Raw genomic sequence first — 15,771 nt, 5'->3', positions numbered from 1 at the left:
ATACTGATTTATTTTCTCCTACCTAATGATACTATAACCTACTTGATACCAACTTATATACGGTAAAGATAAAAATACAGACTCACTCCCCAAGTTATCTGGCAAGCTTTAATCCTCTTGCACTCATAATTTAAATAATAAATAAAAGTAAGGAGGCATTTTGCCTCCTATAAACCACATTATAAGACTCGGCGCGCTCCCAAGTAACGTGCTCCCCAATAACCACTATCCAATCGATCAATCACAACGCCACGGCTAGAAGTAGCACTAATAAACTTTCCATTTCCCACATAAATACCTGAATGAGACGCACCAGCTTCATATGTAGTAAAGAACACTGTATCTCCTGGTTGTAAACGATTGTACGATACAGACTGTCCAACTCCATACTGTTCATCAGCAGCTCTTGGCAAGTATACTCCAACTTGCGCAAATACATATCGAGTAAAGCCCGAACAATCAAAACCACTTGGTGACGTGCCACCAAATACATATGGCACACCTTGATAGCTCAATGCTGCCTGTACAACTCTTCGTATAACAGCACTGGAACTGTCACGGCTTACTGGCATTTCTCTGCCCATAATAGCGCGATATGTTTGCATGCCAATTATTCCATCAGCATCCAAGCCCCTGTCTTTTTGAAAATCCTTTACTGCATTTGCTGTCATTTCGCCAAAATCTCCATCAGAGCTACCAGCATTGTAACCAAGAGCATTTAATTGTGCTTGAATGTTAGCGATATCGTCTCCTTGGTCACCTTGATGATAAGCCGCAGCAGCGCAGGTTACGGTTCCTGCACTTACTAAAACTAGTAAGAACACTACCACTCGAAAGAACTTAATCAATATGCATACCCCTCTCACTAGCCTCCGAGGTTAGCTGACGGGTTAGGGTTGAGATCCCCCTACTTTCAGGCAAATGATAAAGCCGCCCTACACGTTTCACCCCAAAACTGTGGTTCCCCCGGTCCTGTGCCTTGATTAGGCATTTATAAAACTGCACTTTTATATCATTCGCTTTATTTTTAAAAAATCCTGCCCAAATATATCATTTCTTTACATATTTTATACTATGTTTTATGTAATTCATCGGTTACAAATTTATATCGCATTATTAGATATTAAATATAAAGAAATAGCAAAATCACTTTTATTCCTGCTTCTGTCGTTTATATTCTGCTCGAACCAAATATAAGGGACGCTGTTTTACTTCTTCAAATATACGTCCTACATATTCACCAATTATACCTAACCCAAGTAATTGTAAGCCACCTAATAGTAAAACACTTGCTGTAATCGTTGCCCAGCCTGGTACTGCTTCTAGTGTAAATAGTTTAATATAAATGACATGCATCGTAACACTAAAACTAATAAGTGCAAAAAGTAGTCCTATGTAAAAGGCAAAACGGAGCGGCAACTTAGAATATGATGTAATGCCATCTAAAGCAAAATGCATCATTCTACTTAGAGAGAATTTGGATGTCCCTGCATAGCGCTTTGGAGCAATAAATTCTATAACAACTTGTTTATACCCAATGGCTCCAATCATACCGCGAATAAAGCGTGCCCGTTCTTTAAATCGACGAAAACTTTGAACCACCGCTTTATCTAGTAAACGAAAGTCAGAACCACCTTCTTGTATATGTACCTTTGATAATTTATTGATTATTTTGTAGTATAAAGCTGAAGTAAAGGATTTAAACCAGGGCACACCTTCCGTACTAATTCGTATGGTCTGCACTACTTCAAATCCCTCTTCCCACTTCGTTAGCAAAAGGGGCAGCATTTCCGGAGGGTGCTGCATATCCCCATCCATGGTAATTACTCCGTCCCCTTCAGCATAATCAAGTCCACAAGTTAAAGCCAATTGATGCCCAAAATTACGCGCCATAATAAGACCTCGCACTCTATGGTCTTGCTGAGCTAATCTTTCCAATATGAAAGGAGTCGCATCCTTTGACCCATCATCTACAAAAATCAATTCAAAATGATACGGCAAAGGCTCCATATATTTGCAAACTTCTTGATAAAAGAACTGAATGTTCTCTTCTTCATTAAATACAGGTACAACAATTGAGATTGACCTCATCTTCTCGCCTCGATTCTTAGCTGCTCACCTTTATGATTCCGATACATGGCTCTCCTGTTTAAGATCTTGTCTCAATACGACTGCTTCTCTTAAATATATATGATTAATGCCTTTTTGAGATCGATCTGTATTTAATAAGATAAGCACCCGAATGCACTGAGGGACACCATTTGGGCTATCAATTTCTTGCGTTCCAAATAACGGTACTTCCGTCCACCCTATATTTCTAGCAGCAATCGCTGGAAAAGTAGCATTAATATCTGGAGTTGAACTAAAAATAACAGCACCTATATCCTCTATTTCGAATTTATTAGCTTGTACTATCGCAATTAAAAGTTCTGTTACTCTTTCAATGATTTCAGTGGATTCATTTTTAACTACTGTTGTAGCACCTCGGATACCACGCAACAAATTTATCATCCTCTCTGTTATTACATTTTTAGATATAAATAATTCTATATAAACGGCTTTATATCCTCTATACATTATACAAAGGTTAGGATTTATTACAATAGCATGAACCACAATGGCTGCATTTCCACCAGCCACATACGGGGCATACCACATTCGTCTCATTTAGTTCTATAGATATTCCTTCATAATGATCCTTCCAGCAAAAAACGCTGCCTTGATCCCTATATAGTACAACATCGTGAGCGTCAACCCAAGTCTTTTTATTCCCTATGGTAAATAATAGATCATTATGGCCTGTTTTCTGGTTTATGCGATATTCTTCGATCTTAATCTTTTCTTTTTTACAGTCCTTCGTATATATTACATATAAATTTTTAATATTCATACTCCCTCACCCCTCCATAATTAATATGAAGTTTAAGAAAGATGTATACCATGGTAAAGATAAAACCTGGATTATACCAGGTTTTATCCAATGACTATGATCATTTTTGATAAAAGGTTCTACAGTTCGTTTGCTCACTTTGATTAGCAGCTTTGCCCCCACCATCCACATTTACCTCAATTGCAGAGGCATCGCAGTGTTCACCATTCTTCCAATATTTACAATTTGAAACCGTACATTTTACACCAGCTAACATGATTTCACCTCCTTTTTTTCAATCTTAGTATACAAAAAAGCATGATACTTTATCCATTGAGTAAAATGTCTAAAAGAAGAAGGAATGAAAAGCCTCCATGAGCTTCTCATTCCCTATCATTTTAATCTAATTTGTAATTTTTTTAATCCTTTATGTACATCTTCCATTTGCGAAGAAGCAATCTGAGGAAATTTTCCAATCTCAATTGTCTCCAAGATGGGATTCTTTGTCTGATCGTAATGTACCCCATACCAGATCCCCGCTATCCCACTTTCTATCCATTCGGCTGCCTCAGCGCTCTCTAGCAATTCAATCTTAATATGACCAGTCCCTAGAAAATCACGAATTTCTTGTCGTTCCTCCAATACAAAAGACATTTTATTAATGAAGATACTCCAAGTTTCACCAGTATCAATAAAACGCTGCAACGCGCCACAAATTTCCAACAAGATCGCTCTGACCTTTGGCGATTGATTCATTTCCTTACTCATCAATTTTCACTACCTCTATTTGCCATTCATGAAGTATTAGTAATATCTGTTTTACTATTTCATCTACTTTTTCAGCTACAGTAGGCGTCATTTCTAATCCGATATCAACCGTCAATGGCTGCACTCCCAGTATCATAATTTCTTGTAGAGGTTTTTCCATTACATCCATTATCGCTAAAACATCTTGAATGCCAAGCTCATGCATGGATACTTTTTCCTTAAAATATGCTTTAACCTCATTGTCTTTAAAATGATAAAGAGATCCTGGCGGTAAGCTTCCAGCCACCGCATCTACCAAAATCAATTTGTCTGTTTCAATCAAAAACCTTAGTAACTCCATGCCAAGTGTGCCACCATCTAAGATCTGAACGTTCCGAGGAAAGGAGTATTGCTTTAAAAGTTGTTCTACAACTCTAACACCAAACCCCTCATCCTGCATTAAAATATTACCAACCCCTAAAACGGTGATCTGTTTCATTCTTTAAGATCTCCCACATCATCAGGTTCTTTATCATAAAACTTAACACCGGAGAACATGGCCGATATCTCACCATATTTTTCGCTCATGTCAGCTCTTGTTGCCATATACACATGTATAATTACAAATAAAATGATCATCCATGCTACATAATGATGAATTATATGAACAACGTATTCATCTAGAAGCAAGTGGTTAATAGGTCCAAACAACTTGGATAACCAGCTATTAGGATTAATCTGACCATACATAGCAAAGCCAGTAAAAGCTTCTAGAAATATCATACCATACACTCCACCATATCCTGCACGTGCCATTGAATTTCTAAGATAAGGGCGATGCTCAGAGCGCAAAAAGCTGTAATGTAGCCCCATATCCAACATACCAGTCCAGAATAATTTCGTCCAAGGCTTCGGAAGCATACGATCTCCTCTATGAAGAATAAAACCATAAATTCGAAATATAAACGATGCCATCAATATGTAAGCTGCAGCAAAATGAATAAAACGAATGGTTGACATTGACGCCCAGTTATTAACTGCAAAAGTTGGCTCTACCCCTTGGCTACCAATGTAAAAAGGATTCCCAATGTACAAGCCCGTGCAAAATAGAACTGCAATCGCACCTACCATTAACCAATGAAATATTCTCGTCCAAATGGTAAAAACGTAATAAACTGCTACAGTACGAACTTTCATTATACTCCCCCCTTACCTACCAATTCCTAAAGTCTCAAATAAGGATCACTATGCACAACTGTTAATTTCCGCCCAGAAGCATCATATAAATGAGTAGCACAAGCCAGACAAGGATCAAATGAGTGAATTACTTTTAAGATTTCTAATGGTTTATCGGCAATTTTCACCTTAGTATCCATCATACTTGTTTCATAGGCACCATAACCAGATTTACTATCCCTTGGGCACGCATTCCACGTAGATGGTACAACCGCTTGATAATTATCAATTTTTCCATCCTTAATAGTCACCCAATGGCTTAATGCGCCACGGGGCGCTTCTACAAGACCTACACCTTTAGCGGCTTTCGGCCAGGTGCTAGGCTCCCATTTCTCGGTATTAGTAACGGAAGTATCACCAGCTTTAATATTGTTTATTAATTTATCTAGGTAATATTTACTGATATATCCCATTACCTGTGATTCCAAACCTCTTGTTGCTGTACGTCCAACCGTGGATAACAGCCATTTTTCTGGCGATAGATTTAACATTTTCGATACTGCATCTACCTGATCAACCATCATTTTCTCCACCCAGGTAGGCTCTGTAAGAATACCTTGTTTCACTTTTGTATATACAATAATATAACGAGATAGCGGGCCGACTTCGGCCATCTTCCCTCTCCACTTAGGCGTCTTTATCCAAGAATATTTACCATTTTCATCAAGGTACTTCCAATCGGTTTTACTCCCTTCTTTAGGGGCAGTAAACTTAGGATTGGTCACACCATCCCATGGATGCAAATCCTTATTTTTATCTTTTTCAGGGTAATCATACCAAGAATGTTCAACCCCTTCTGTCAATACATCGGGATCGGAAAGATCTTTGGCTTCAAAAGGATAAAAGATCGCTTTATCTACACCTTGAGCAAAATTCTCTACCACTCCATCCGAGCGCAGCAGTAAATTTTTATGAAAATCGCCATTGGAGGTTCCTGAATATTTTTCATCAGGATAATCCCCAAAGCCAATCACTCTTTCTTTCGCCAAACCACCACCATCAACATAGCCCTGTTTAACATAGATTTCACCAATAGCAAGTACATCAGGTATGTAGAAATAATTATTTAAAGCAATGGTCATATTAATAGATGCATCAACCACTGCTAAACGTTCTGTATTAATCGGCGCATTCATATCATTCATAGAAATGGAACAAGGCATACCGCCAACTACATAGTGAGGATGAGGATTCTTACCACCAAAAACAACATGAGAAGTAACGATATCTCTTTGTCTATCGAGCATATTTAAGTAATGCGACACTGCCATCAAATGAACTTCTGGTGGCAAAACATCATAATCGGGATGGTCCCACCACTGTGCAGAAAAAATACCTAATTGGCCGCTATCCACAATTTTTTTAATTTTCTCTTGAACGCTTCGAAAATACACAGTCGTAGCCTTAGGAAATTCCTTAGGATATGCTTCTGTATCAAATTCAATAGGACCTTTCACATTTAGATTATACTTCTCTAATACTGCATTTTGCAGCGCTGCAGTTGCAGCTGGATCTGCTTTTAAAGCTGCTACCGGACTAACCCAGTCCAATGCATGCAAATGGTAAAAATGTACAATATGATCATGCACCATTTGCGTCGCTTCAATAATATTGCGAATGTAGTTGGCATTTTTAGGAATTTCGATCCCCAAAGCATCTTCCACGGCTCGCAAGCAGCTTAATGAATGGATAGTAGTGCATACACCACAAATTCGTTGAGCAAAGGCCCATGCATCTCTAGGATCTCGATCTTTAAGAATTAATTCAATACCGCGCCATGCAGTACCACTGGATAATGCTTCTTGCACTTTACCTGTAGCTTCATCAACGACTACTTCTAAGCGCAAATGCCCCTCTATTCGATTTACTGGATCAACAACAACACGTTTCATAAGGCATCCTCCTCACACATATAAACTTTATTCATTATCTTTTTCTGTATCATGGGTTTCTTTATGATGCTTTTTATGTTGAATCGTTGAAAGTGCGCCATGAATAATAACTCCAGCCGTCAGTGCTCCCGCTGCTACGATTCCCACTTGATCAGCATTCACAATTGTATTAGGAACCGGTATGTTAGGCATACGGTTATAAAAAGGATCATTATCCCAAAAATTATTAGCAGAACAACCTATACAAGGTGCACCTGATTGGATCGGATAAGAAAGCCCATTCCACCAACGCAAGTTTCCGCATGAATTGTAAGTTTCTGGTCCACGGCACCCTACCTTGTATAAGCACCAACCAGCTTTACTTGCCGCATCATCAAACTTTTCCACAAACATACCCGAATCAAAGAAAGGACGACGATAGCAAGTGTCATGAATTCGATTACCAAAAAACTGTTTAGGTCTACCTTTGCTATCAAGAGGTGGAATCTGTCCATATAATGTGTAATGCATAATCACACCCGTAATCACTTCTGGAATCGGCGGGCATCCCGGAACTTTTATAATGGTTTTCCCACTAACAACATCACTAACAGATACAGATTTAGTAGGATTTGGCTTAGCAGCCTGAATCCCTCCCCAAGCCGCACATGAACCAACTTCAATAATTGCAGCAGCTCCTTTAGCTACCTCTTTAAGATTATGTACAAAGGTTTTACCCCCAACCATACAATGGATGCCATCGTCGTTTAAAGGCACTGCGCCTTCCACTGCCAACAAATACTTACCATTATATTTCTTCATAACCTCTTGCAAATGATGCTCTAACGGCTCGCCAGCAGCAGCAGCCAAAACATCCATGTATTCCATAGAAATCATATTTAAAAGAACATCTGAAGCAAATGGACTTTGAGAGCGAATAAAGGCTTCATCACAACCCGTACACTCATGTCCATGCAACCAAATAACGGGGACTAGCGGCTGCTTCTCTGCAGCAGACACCACGTCCGAAATCAGACTTGGTGATAACCCTAAAATCCCAGTTATCGTAACACAAGTTTTTAAGAAGTTTCGTCGGCTTACATTTCTTTTTTGAAATAAATCCCATAAAGATTCCACATCTTTCACAATTATCCCCCTCTCATTTTACAAGAAGACTTGGCATCTATGCGCCAAGTCTAAATAAACGCAGATAAAAGTTTTATTTCTTCTCTTCGCGAACGCCACGATTACACCATGGCTCTTCTGCCATATAGTCGCCATCATAGTAATAATATGCTCGAGCCCTACAGCCACCGCATATACCATCATAACCACAGGTTCCACAACCACCTTTTAGCGGCTCATGTCTCAATCGATTGAACATCTCACTATCACGCCATATTACATCAAAATCAGTTTCTTTAACATTACCAATTTTGATCGGTAAATAAGGGCAAGCTTGTACATCACCATTCGGCAAGATCACACAATAAGCCGTGCCTGCCAAACAACCTCTAGTAAAACGCATTGGGATATTTCGTTCTTTTGCAATACGCATAAACTGAGGAGCACAGGTAGGTTTAAGTTCAATCGGTACCTCTTTTTGCTTTTCCAAAATCCGTGTTAATACAGCCTCATATTGCTCGGTCTTTAGTGTTGTATCTTCAATATCTTTTCCTCTACCAGTAGGAACTAAAAAGAAAATATGATGAGCCATTGCCCCTATTTCAACAGCTAAATCTGTAATATCGGTCACTTCTTTTTCATTCCAAGTTGTGATAGTTGTATGAATCTGAAAAGGAAGTCCTACTTCACGACAAGCTTTCATCGCTGCAATCGTTTTATCCCAAGCTCCTTCGGATTGGCGAAATTTATCATGCACATTTTTATCGCGGCTATCAAGGCTGATTCCAGCTGCTCCAAGTCCAGCTTCTTTTAGTTTTACAGCTACTTCCTTAGTAATTAAGATTCCATTTGTACCAAGAACTGGTCTTAATCCAATACTTTTAGCATAAGAAATTAACTCATAAATATCAGGACGCATCAAAGGCTCGCCACCACTTAAAATAATAATTTTAAAGCCAGCACGTTTCATTTCATCTAATAATTTTTTACCTGCTTCTGTACTTAATTCATCAGGTCTTTTCTTTCCTGCATCACGATAGCAGTGAAGACAGCTAATATTACAGACCTGAGTAGTATTCCATGAGATAATCATATATAACTCCTTTCGGGATAACGAATTTATAATACAGTATACTCGTTAATAATAAATTACGCACGCAATATCAATAAGAATTAGGCATACTATAAATAGGATGTTCCTATTCCTCTTCATATTATCGCAAATTAATAAGATTTAGACAATATAAATTTCTACAATATATGATATGATTGCAAAAAAAAGAGACTTCGACATTTGAAGCCTCTTTTAAAGTTTAGATAACCTTATCAATCGCATCCATTAAATCTTTACGTGGCCGATATCCTACAATGCGATTAACTTCTATACCATCTTTAAAGAGAAGCAAAGTAGGAATTCCCATAACATTGTATTCACTAGCTAGTTGCTGCTGTTCATCCACATTGACCTTGACAACAACAGCTTTGCCTTCATACTCTGATCCAACAGCTTCAAGTTCCGGAGCAACCATTTTACATGGCCCGCACCAAGACGCCCAGAAATCTACAAGTACAGGTTTACCTGGTTGAGATAATTTTTCTTTAAAATCACTTTCACTTGTAATATTTAGAACACTCATTATGTAACCTCCAATATATTTTATTTTATTATTTCACCATTATTGAATTTTCATTACTATCTTACTTATATAATAGAAAATATCGAATTAAAAGTCAATACTCATTAAATACTTTTTATTATATCGATTAAATTTTTATTTAATAATTATTATTTGTTTTTTTAATAAAAAACCTTTTCTATATTGAACATAGAAAAGGTTTCATTTTCATAAAGTTGTGAGTAATCAATAAGCCGAGTTCTGTACCGCTTACACGGTGATGATCATCTATCTAGTCTGGCAGTTACCCGACAGCTCTAGCGACGCAACCCGGAAGGTTCAGCGGGCAGCTTCATCCCTTCCCTATTTGGTCTTGCTCCAGGTGGGGTTTACCTAGCCAGTCAGTCACCTGACTGCTGGTGCGCTCTTACCGCACCGTTCCATCCTTACCAGCATAGCTGGCGGTTTACATTTCTATGGCACTTTCCCTAAGGTCACCCTCGCTGGACGTTATCCAGCACCCTGCCCTATGGAGCTCGGACTTTCCTCGTATGCTTTATGGGCATCCGCGATCATCTTTCCTACTCACAATATTATATTTAACTAACAAGAAATTTATTATATCATATATAAACAATTTCGTCAACTATCTTATACCTTCTTCAATAATTCCAAAAGACGTCTTGATTGATGTCGTCAACTTTAATCTCCACAGACCACTTTGCTTTATCAGCACATTTGCTAAGATATTCTGCTACATAAGACAACACAGGCTGCTCGGTAGCAAAATGACCAGCGTCAATCATTGCAACTCCAAGGGCAGCAGCATCTTGTCCCTCGTGATATTTTACATCTCCCGTTACTAAGACATCCGCTCCAGCAAATGCAGCTTTATGCAATAAGCCAGCGCCAGCGCCACCACATACCGCTACTTTTTTTATCAACTTATTTTGTTCTCCCACTACACTTACAGCAGATACTCCCAGCACCTGTTTGACCTGCTTAACAAACTCTGCAAGCACGATAGGACTCGCAAGCTTTCCAACACGCCCAAGTCCTAATTTTTCTCCAGAATTCATCAACGGATATACATCATAAGCAACCTCTTCATAAGGATGTACTTTTAGCATTGCTTTAACAACCACTTTGCAAATTTTCTCTGACATAATCGTTTCTAAGCGACTTTCTTGTACACGCTCCAACTTGCCAACATCTCCAAGAAATGGTTTCGAACCATTTAAAGGCAAAAATGTACCGATGCCATTAGTTGCAAAACTGCAATGACTATAATTACCAGTATGCCCTGCTCCAGCAGTCATTATCGCATCTGCAACAATTTCTCGATGAGTTTCCGGAACAAATACGACTAATTTATAAAGTTTTCCCCTAGAATTATCTGTGAGGGGGCGTACATCACACAACTGAAATAGATCTGCCAATACATCATTCACACCTCCAGAGGCAATATCAAGATTCGTATGAGCAACATATACTCCAATATTTGCTTTTATTAAAGCAGATAAAACTTGCCCTTGTGGTAAATCTGTCCTTATGGCAGAAATACTCTTAAATATAACAGGATGATGAGCAATGATTAAGTCAATATCGTCTTTTATAGCTTGCTCCACTACTTCCTTTGTTACATCTAAAGTAATTAGTATCTTATGAATTGTCTGGGCCGAACTGCCAACTAGCAGCCCTACATTATCCCAATCCTCTGCTAAACTCCTAGGGGCCATTTTATCCATTGCCTCTATAATTACCTGACACTTTACAGACATCGCCGCTTATCCTCCAATTGTTTTAATCGCGTGACATATTCATGGTATTTAAGGCTTCTTTTCGCATTGCTGCTGCATTCCATTTCGCTTACGATACGCTTAGCCTGAGAAATCAATTGGTCAATATGCAATAGTAACAGCGGGGACTTTTCATCCCATAGCTTTTGCCCAATTTCATACATGACAGGCTCATAAGAAGGAGAATCTCCTTGCTCTGCCACAATGATTTCATATAGTCTTCCCTCTTCTTGGACTAATTGCTCCTCTAGTACATACCAATCATTTGCACATAACCAACGCCGTACAGTTGCCGCTCCCACCATAGGCTGTAATATTAGGCGTTTAAGAGATCTAACAATTTCGCACTGGTTCTTTAATATCTCGATAATTGTTTGCCCCCCCATACCAGCAATAACAACCGTATCTACTTCTAATGGAGAAAGTACTGCTAATCCATCGCCTAACCGTACAGAAATTTTTCCTTCCAGCGATAAATCTTCCACATGCTCTTTAGCAGCTTTATAAGGGCCATTATGAACATCACCAGCTACAGCGAAAGCAACGATATCTTTTTTTACTAATTCAATGGGCAAATATGCGTGATCCGTACCAATATCAGCTATACGAGCTCCTTGAGGCACACATGCCGCTAAGGCCGCCAACCTTCCTACAAGTTTCAAATTGCAGTCACCTCATCATTGCTATTATAATTCTTCTTATTATACTAAAATTCCATCTTTGCAATCAAATCAAAAATAATTTAAACAACATTTTCTCTATAGTAAAAAAATGCAAAGCATATGCTTTGCATTTTATTCTTAAATGGTGGGCGATGACAGGATCGAACTGCCGACATCCTGCTTGTAAGGCAGGCGCTCTCCCAGCTGAGCTAATCGCCCATTATGGTGACCCGTGGGGGAATCGAACCCCCGTTATCGCCGTGAAAGGGCGGTGTCTTGACCGCTTGACCAACGGGCCAAAAATATTTACTATAAAGTGGTGGGCCCACCTGGGATCGAACCAGGGACCAGCCGGTTATGAGCCGGCTGCTCTACCGCTGAGCTATAGGCCCTAGAGATATTAAAACAGGTTTTCTATAGAAAGCCTGTTTGTAATCTGTATAAGATGGCTCCTCGAGTAGGACTCGAACCTACGACCGATCGGTTAACAGCCGATTGCTCTACCAACTGAGCTATCGAGGAATGTCGTCAACATTAACTATTATAATACAATACCAATGTTACGTCAACAACTTTTTTAAAGAAATAATATTAAACTTACTATTACTCTAAGAAATCTTTTAATTTCTTACTACGACTAGGGTGACGTAACTTTCTAAGAGCTTTTGCTTCAATTTGGCGAATACGTTCACGAGTAACACCGAAATGCTGCCCCACCTCTTCTAGTGTACGCGCTCGCCCATCATCAAGACCAAACCGCAATCTGAGAACTTTTTCTTCTCGCGGAGTAAGAGTTTCTAGCACTTCTTCTAATTGTTCTTTTAAGAGCATAAAGGAAGCAGCCTCAGCAGGAGCTGGTGCATCCTGATCTTCAATAAAATCGCCTAAATGAGAATCCTCTTCCTCGCCAATCGGTGTTTCTAAAGATACTGGCTCTTGAGCAATTTTCATAATTTCTCTTACACGCTCAACGCTGATATCCATCTCTTTTGCAATTTCTTCTGGCTGAGGCTCGCGTCCTAATTCTTGTAATAATTGTCTAGACACTCGTATCAATTTATTAATTGTCTCCACCATATGCACTGGAATACGGATCGTCCGAGCTTGGTCCGCAATTGCTCTTGTGATTGCTTGGCGAATCCACCACGTAGCATAGGTACTAAACTTATAACCTTTATTATAGTCAAATTTTTCAACGGCTTTAATTAAACCCAAATTGCCTTCTTGAATTAAATCCAAGAATAGCATTCCACGCCCAACATAACGTTTTGCAATACTTACAACTAAGCGCAGATTAGCTTCTGCCAATCGCCGTTTTGCTTCCTCGTCGCCTTCTTCCATACGCTGCGCTAGTTTAATTTCTTCATCAGCTGTCAATAAAGGTACTCTACCAATTTCCTTAAGATACATCCGAACCGGATCATCAATACTAATACCTTCTGGAATTGTTAAATCAATATCTACTTCTTCTGGAGTCACTTCTTCTACTTCTGCTACATCAGGTTCATCATGTCTTTCAGTATCATCAGGAAGCTCATCAACTATCTCAATCCCCTTACTAGAAAAGACTTCATAAATCTCTTCAATTTCATCAGGAGATAAATCTTCACTTTGGAGAGTATCCATGATTTCACTATAAGTTAACACGCCACCCTGCTTTTTACCTTTATTTACCAATTTAGTTACAAATTCATTTGATATCATCTTTTTCTCTGTCATTTTACTCCCCTCCTCCATTGGCCACTCCAATCAAGGCGTAGTTTCTTTTGGAATTATAAGTTGCGCAATTTATTAATTTCATCGTTTATTCGCTGACTTTCTGCTAATGCTTGCAGAAAACCACTATCCCCCAGACGTTCTAATTCATCAGCCCTTAATCGGTGCTGTTCATATAAAAACTTTAAATTTGTTAGGCGCATATTTTTTATACAATCATCAACCATTTTGATATTATCAGTATCACTATATTGTATATCAATTAGCATAATATGAGATAATTCTGCATTTGCTGCTTCACTTAGCATCATTGTCCAAGCAGTATCTGTAATATCTTTTCCCATATTATACTCTTTAAATATTAAATTAATTATTTCGCGTCTATTTTCTCCTTGTATTTCTTCAATAGACAGTTTTTCTTTAATATATGGTATAAGAGAGCTATTCCCACACATTAATCGAATAATATGGCTTTCAGCTTGTTCTAATGCGATTGAAGGTTGCTTTACAACCAACATATTAGATATATTCTTCCCTTTATTTACATTTTTATCCTTTTGTTGTTGAAACAAAAATTTACGAACTTCGCTGCGTATGGCACTTTCATCAATTGCCAGCGTCTGTGAAATAGAAGCAATATGTGCATTTACTTCTACTGCGTTATCCGCTTCTGCCAAAATAGGTACTATTTTTGATACAACAGCAACTTTACCTTCTAGACCGCTATAATCTATGCTTTGAAAAGCTTGCTTAATTTGATACTCTAAAATATCAGATGCTTCTGCGATGAGCGATTGAAAAGCCTCAGCTCCATGTTTGCGAATAAATTCGTCTGGGTCTTTCCCATCAGGGATCAAAATAACTCTCACATTTGCACCTAAATTTCGTAGAATTGCTAAAGCTCGCATTGTAGCATTTTGCCCGGCAGCATCACTATCATAAGCAAAAAATATATCTTTAGCATTACGAAGCAATAATTTAGCCTGTTCAGGAGAAAAGGCTGTTCCTAATGATGCCACAACATTTCGAATACCAAAGGCATAGGCGGTAATAGCATCCATGTAACCTTCTACTACAATAGCTTGCCCTGATTCCTTAATAAACTTTTGCGCAGCATCGAAACCAAACAAAATATATCTTTTATTAAAAACAGAGGTTTCTGGTGAATTTAAATATTTAGGTTGGCTATCATCAATCACCCTTCCCCCAAAACCAACTACCCGGCCCCGAGCATCAGCAATAGGAAATATTACACGACTGCGAAACCGGTCATAAACACCATCACCAGAATTTCTCTCTACAATTAGACCAGATCTTAGCAAAGTCTCTTGATCTATACCACGTTCTAAAAAAGCATTTACCAATTTACCCCAAGCAGGAGGAGCAAAGCCAATTTTAAAATGTTCAATGACATCATCTGTAACGCCACGGGAATTCAAATATTCTCTTGCTTTTTTGCCATAAACAGTTTTTGTCAAACAAGCATAAAAAAACTCCCTAGCCATTTCATTGACACGGTATAATTTGCTATTCTCGCGCTCCCTTGCCAGTTCTCTCGAACTTTTCTCTTTTTCGGGCAAAGGAATATTCATTTTTTGCGCCAATATTTTTACTGCATCAAAAAAACTTATGTTTTCAATTTTCATTAAAAAATTAAATACATTTCCCCCACTTTGACAACCAAAACAATAAAAAAAACCTTTGTCAGGTGTTACTGAAAATGAAGGAGTGTTCTCATGATGAAATGGACAACAGCCCCAATAATTTTTCCCTTTCTTTTTTAAAGGGACATAATCTGATAAGATGCTTACAATATCACTCTCCGAACGCAACCTATCAATAAATTCATCATAAATCCCGTCTTTCATAAACTCACCTTTTAACTTACTTATAACCATATAGCCCGTTATTTTTCAAGAATAAATATTCCTACTAAAATAACTTTCGAGCTAAGATATAAGAATATCCTGTTTTCCTGTTTTCGCGATTTTTTCCCATATTCCTGCTAATACTAGCATATCCAATATGATTAAAAGAAAAACTACTTTTGATTTGTGATTTATTTCTACACAAATTCCCATAATCCTGCTATAAGATTCATGCACCATAGTACTTATTATTTCATACTAT

The 15,771-nt window shown here is 38.3% G+C and carries 16 protein-coding genes, 4 tRNA genes, 1 other RNA gene and 1 riboswitch; all 21 genes read right to left on the bottom strand.

The window, feature by feature from the left end; genetic code table 11:
- Nucleotides 1-179 precede the first annotated feature (179 nt).
- Nucleotides 180-848, bottom strand: a complete 669-nt coding sequence (locus BMZ99_RS00855) for a C40 family peptidase (protein WP_090932003.1) — start codon at nucleotides 846-848, stop codon at nucleotides 180-182.
- 4 nt (nucleotides 849-852) lie between these two features.
- Nucleotides 853-1,000: riboswitch (cyclic di-AMP (ydaO/yuaA leader) on the bottom strand.
- 152 nt (nucleotides 1,001-1,152) lie between these two features.
- Nucleotides 1,153-2,091 (bottom strand): glycosyltransferase family 2 protein, encoded by a 939-nt coding sequence (locus BMZ99_RS00850; protein WP_090932001.1) that lies wholly within the window; start codon nucleotides 2,089-2,091, stop codon nucleotides 1,153-1,155.
- Between the two features lie 30 nt (nucleotides 2,092-2,121).
- Nucleotides 2,122-2,640, bottom strand: a complete 519-nt coding sequence (aroH, locus tag BMZ99_RS00845) for a chorismate mutase (RefSeq protein ID WP_090931999.1) — start codon at nucleotides 2,638-2,640, stop codon at nucleotides 2,122-2,124.
- Nucleotides 2,588-2,890 (bottom strand): hypothetical protein, encoded by a 303-nt coding sequence (locus tag BMZ99_RS00840; protein WP_090931998.1) that lies wholly within the window; start codon nucleotides 2,888-2,890, stop codon nucleotides 2,588-2,590. Before BMZ99_RS00840 ends, aroH begins: the two co-directional genes overlap by 53 nt.
- A 100-nt stretch (nucleotides 2,891-2,990) precedes the next feature.
- Nucleotides 2,991-3,146: a DUF1540 domain-containing protein gene (locus tag BMZ99_RS00835; protein WP_090931996.1), complete on the bottom strand. Its 156-nt coding sequence runs from the start codon at nucleotides 3,144-3,146 to the stop codon at nucleotides 2,991-2,993.
- Nucleotides 3,147-3,262: 116 nt separating this feature from the next.
- Nucleotides 3,263-3,637 carry a hydrogenase expression/formation C-terminal domain-containing protein gene (locus BMZ99_RS00830; protein WP_090931994.1) on the bottom strand — a complete coding sequence of 125 codons (375 nt, stop codon included), beginning with the start codon at nucleotides 3,635-3,637 and terminating at the stop codon, nucleotides 3,263-3,265.
- On the bottom strand, nucleotides 3,630-4,115 hold the full coding sequence (locus BMZ99_RS00825; protein ID WP_090931992.1) for a HyaD/HybD family hydrogenase maturation endopeptidase: 486 nt from the start codon (nucleotides 4,113-4,115) through the stop codon (nucleotides 3,630-3,632). Before BMZ99_RS00825 ends, BMZ99_RS00830 begins: the two co-directional genes overlap by 8 nt.
- Complete coding sequence (cybH, locus tag BMZ99_RS00820) at nucleotides 4,112-4,813, bottom strand: Ni/Fe-hydrogenase, b-type cytochrome subunit (RefSeq protein WP_090931990.1); 702 nt, start codon at nucleotides 4,811-4,813, stop codon at nucleotides 4,112-4,114. Before cybH ends, BMZ99_RS00825 begins: the two co-directional genes overlap by 4 nt.
- 26 nt (nucleotides 4,814-4,839) lie before the next feature.
- Entirely contained in the window at nucleotides 4,840-6,744 is a 1,905-nt protein-coding gene (locus BMZ99_RS00815; RefSeq protein WP_090931988.1) for a nickel-dependent hydrogenase large subunit, read from the bottom strand.
- A gap of 27 nt (nucleotides 6,745-6,771) precedes the next feature.
- Nucleotides 6,772-7,869 (bottom strand): hydrogenase small subunit, encoded by a 1,098-nt coding sequence (locus BMZ99_RS00810; protein ID WP_090931986.1) that lies wholly within the window; start codon nucleotides 7,867-7,869, stop codon nucleotides 6,772-6,774.
- 73 nt (nucleotides 7,870-7,942) lie between these two features.
- Complete coding sequence (gene nirJ2, locus BMZ99_RS00805) at nucleotides 7,943-8,941, bottom strand: putative heme d1 biosynthesis radical SAM protein NirJ2 (RefSeq protein WP_090931984.1); 999 nt, start codon at nucleotides 8,939-8,941, stop codon at nucleotides 7,943-7,945.
- 220 nt (nucleotides 8,942-9,161) lie between these two features.
- Nucleotides 9,162-9,485 carry a thioredoxin gene (gene trxA, locus BMZ99_RS00800; RefSeq protein ID WP_090931982.1) on the bottom strand — a complete coding sequence of 108 codons (324 nt, stop codon included), beginning with the start codon at nucleotides 9,483-9,485 and terminating at the stop codon, nucleotides 9,162-9,164.
- A 214-nt stretch (nucleotides 9,486-9,699) separates the two neighbouring features.
- An RNA gene (gene rnpB / locus BMZ99_RS00795) (RNase P RNA component class A) lies at nucleotides 9,700-10,052 on the bottom strand.
- A gap of 74 nt (nucleotides 10,053-10,126) precedes the next feature.
- Nucleotides 10,127-11,245: a Nif3-like dinuclear metal center hexameric protein gene (locus BMZ99_RS00790; RefSeq protein WP_090931980.1), complete on the bottom strand. Its 1,119-nt coding sequence runs from the start codon at nucleotides 11,243-11,245 to the stop codon at nucleotides 10,127-10,129.
- Complete coding sequence (locus BMZ99_RS00785; protein WP_090931978.1) at nucleotides 11,236-11,925, bottom strand: tRNA (adenine(22)-N(1))-methyltransferase; 690 nt, start codon at nucleotides 11,923-11,925, stop codon at nucleotides 11,236-11,238. Before BMZ99_RS00785 ends, BMZ99_RS00790 begins: the two co-directional genes overlap by 10 nt.
- A gap of 143 nt (nucleotides 11,926-12,068) precedes the next feature.
- Nucleotides 12,069-12,144: transfer RNA gene (locus tag BMZ99_RS00780), tRNA-Val, on the bottom strand.
- Nucleotides 12,145-12,148: 4 nt separating this feature from the next.
- A tRNA-Glu gene (locus tag BMZ99_RS00775) sits at nucleotides 12,149-12,223 on the bottom strand.
- Nucleotides 12,224-12,242: 19 nt separating this feature from the next.
- Nucleotides 12,243-12,317: transfer RNA gene (locus BMZ99_RS00770), tRNA-Ile, on the bottom strand.
- 54 nt (nucleotides 12,318-12,371) lie between these two features.
- A tRNA-Asn gene (locus tag BMZ99_RS00765) sits at nucleotides 12,372-12,447 on the bottom strand.
- A gap of 81 nt (nucleotides 12,448-12,528) precedes the next feature.
- Entirely contained in the window at nucleotides 12,529-13,644 is a 1,116-nt protein-coding gene (gene rpoD, locus BMZ99_RS00760; protein ID WP_007936591.1) for an RNA polymerase sigma factor RpoD, read from the bottom strand.
- A 53-nt stretch (nucleotides 13,645-13,697) separates the two neighbouring features.
- Nucleotides 13,698-15,509, bottom strand: a complete 1,812-nt coding sequence (dnaG, locus tag BMZ99_RS00755) for a DNA primase (protein WP_090931976.1) — start codon at nucleotides 15,507-15,509, stop codon at nucleotides 13,698-13,700.
- Between the last annotated feature and the right edge of the window lie 262 nt (nucleotides 15,510-15,771).

Source organism: Pelosinus propionicus DSM 13327 (genome assembly GCF_900114615.1).
Taxonomy (GTDB): domain Bacteria; phylum Bacillota; class Negativicutes; order DSM-13327; family DSM-13327; genus Pelosinus; species Pelosinus propionicus.
The sequence above is the reverse complement of the archived record's forward strand: the minus strand, read 5'-3'. Positions and strand labels throughout refer to the sequence as shown.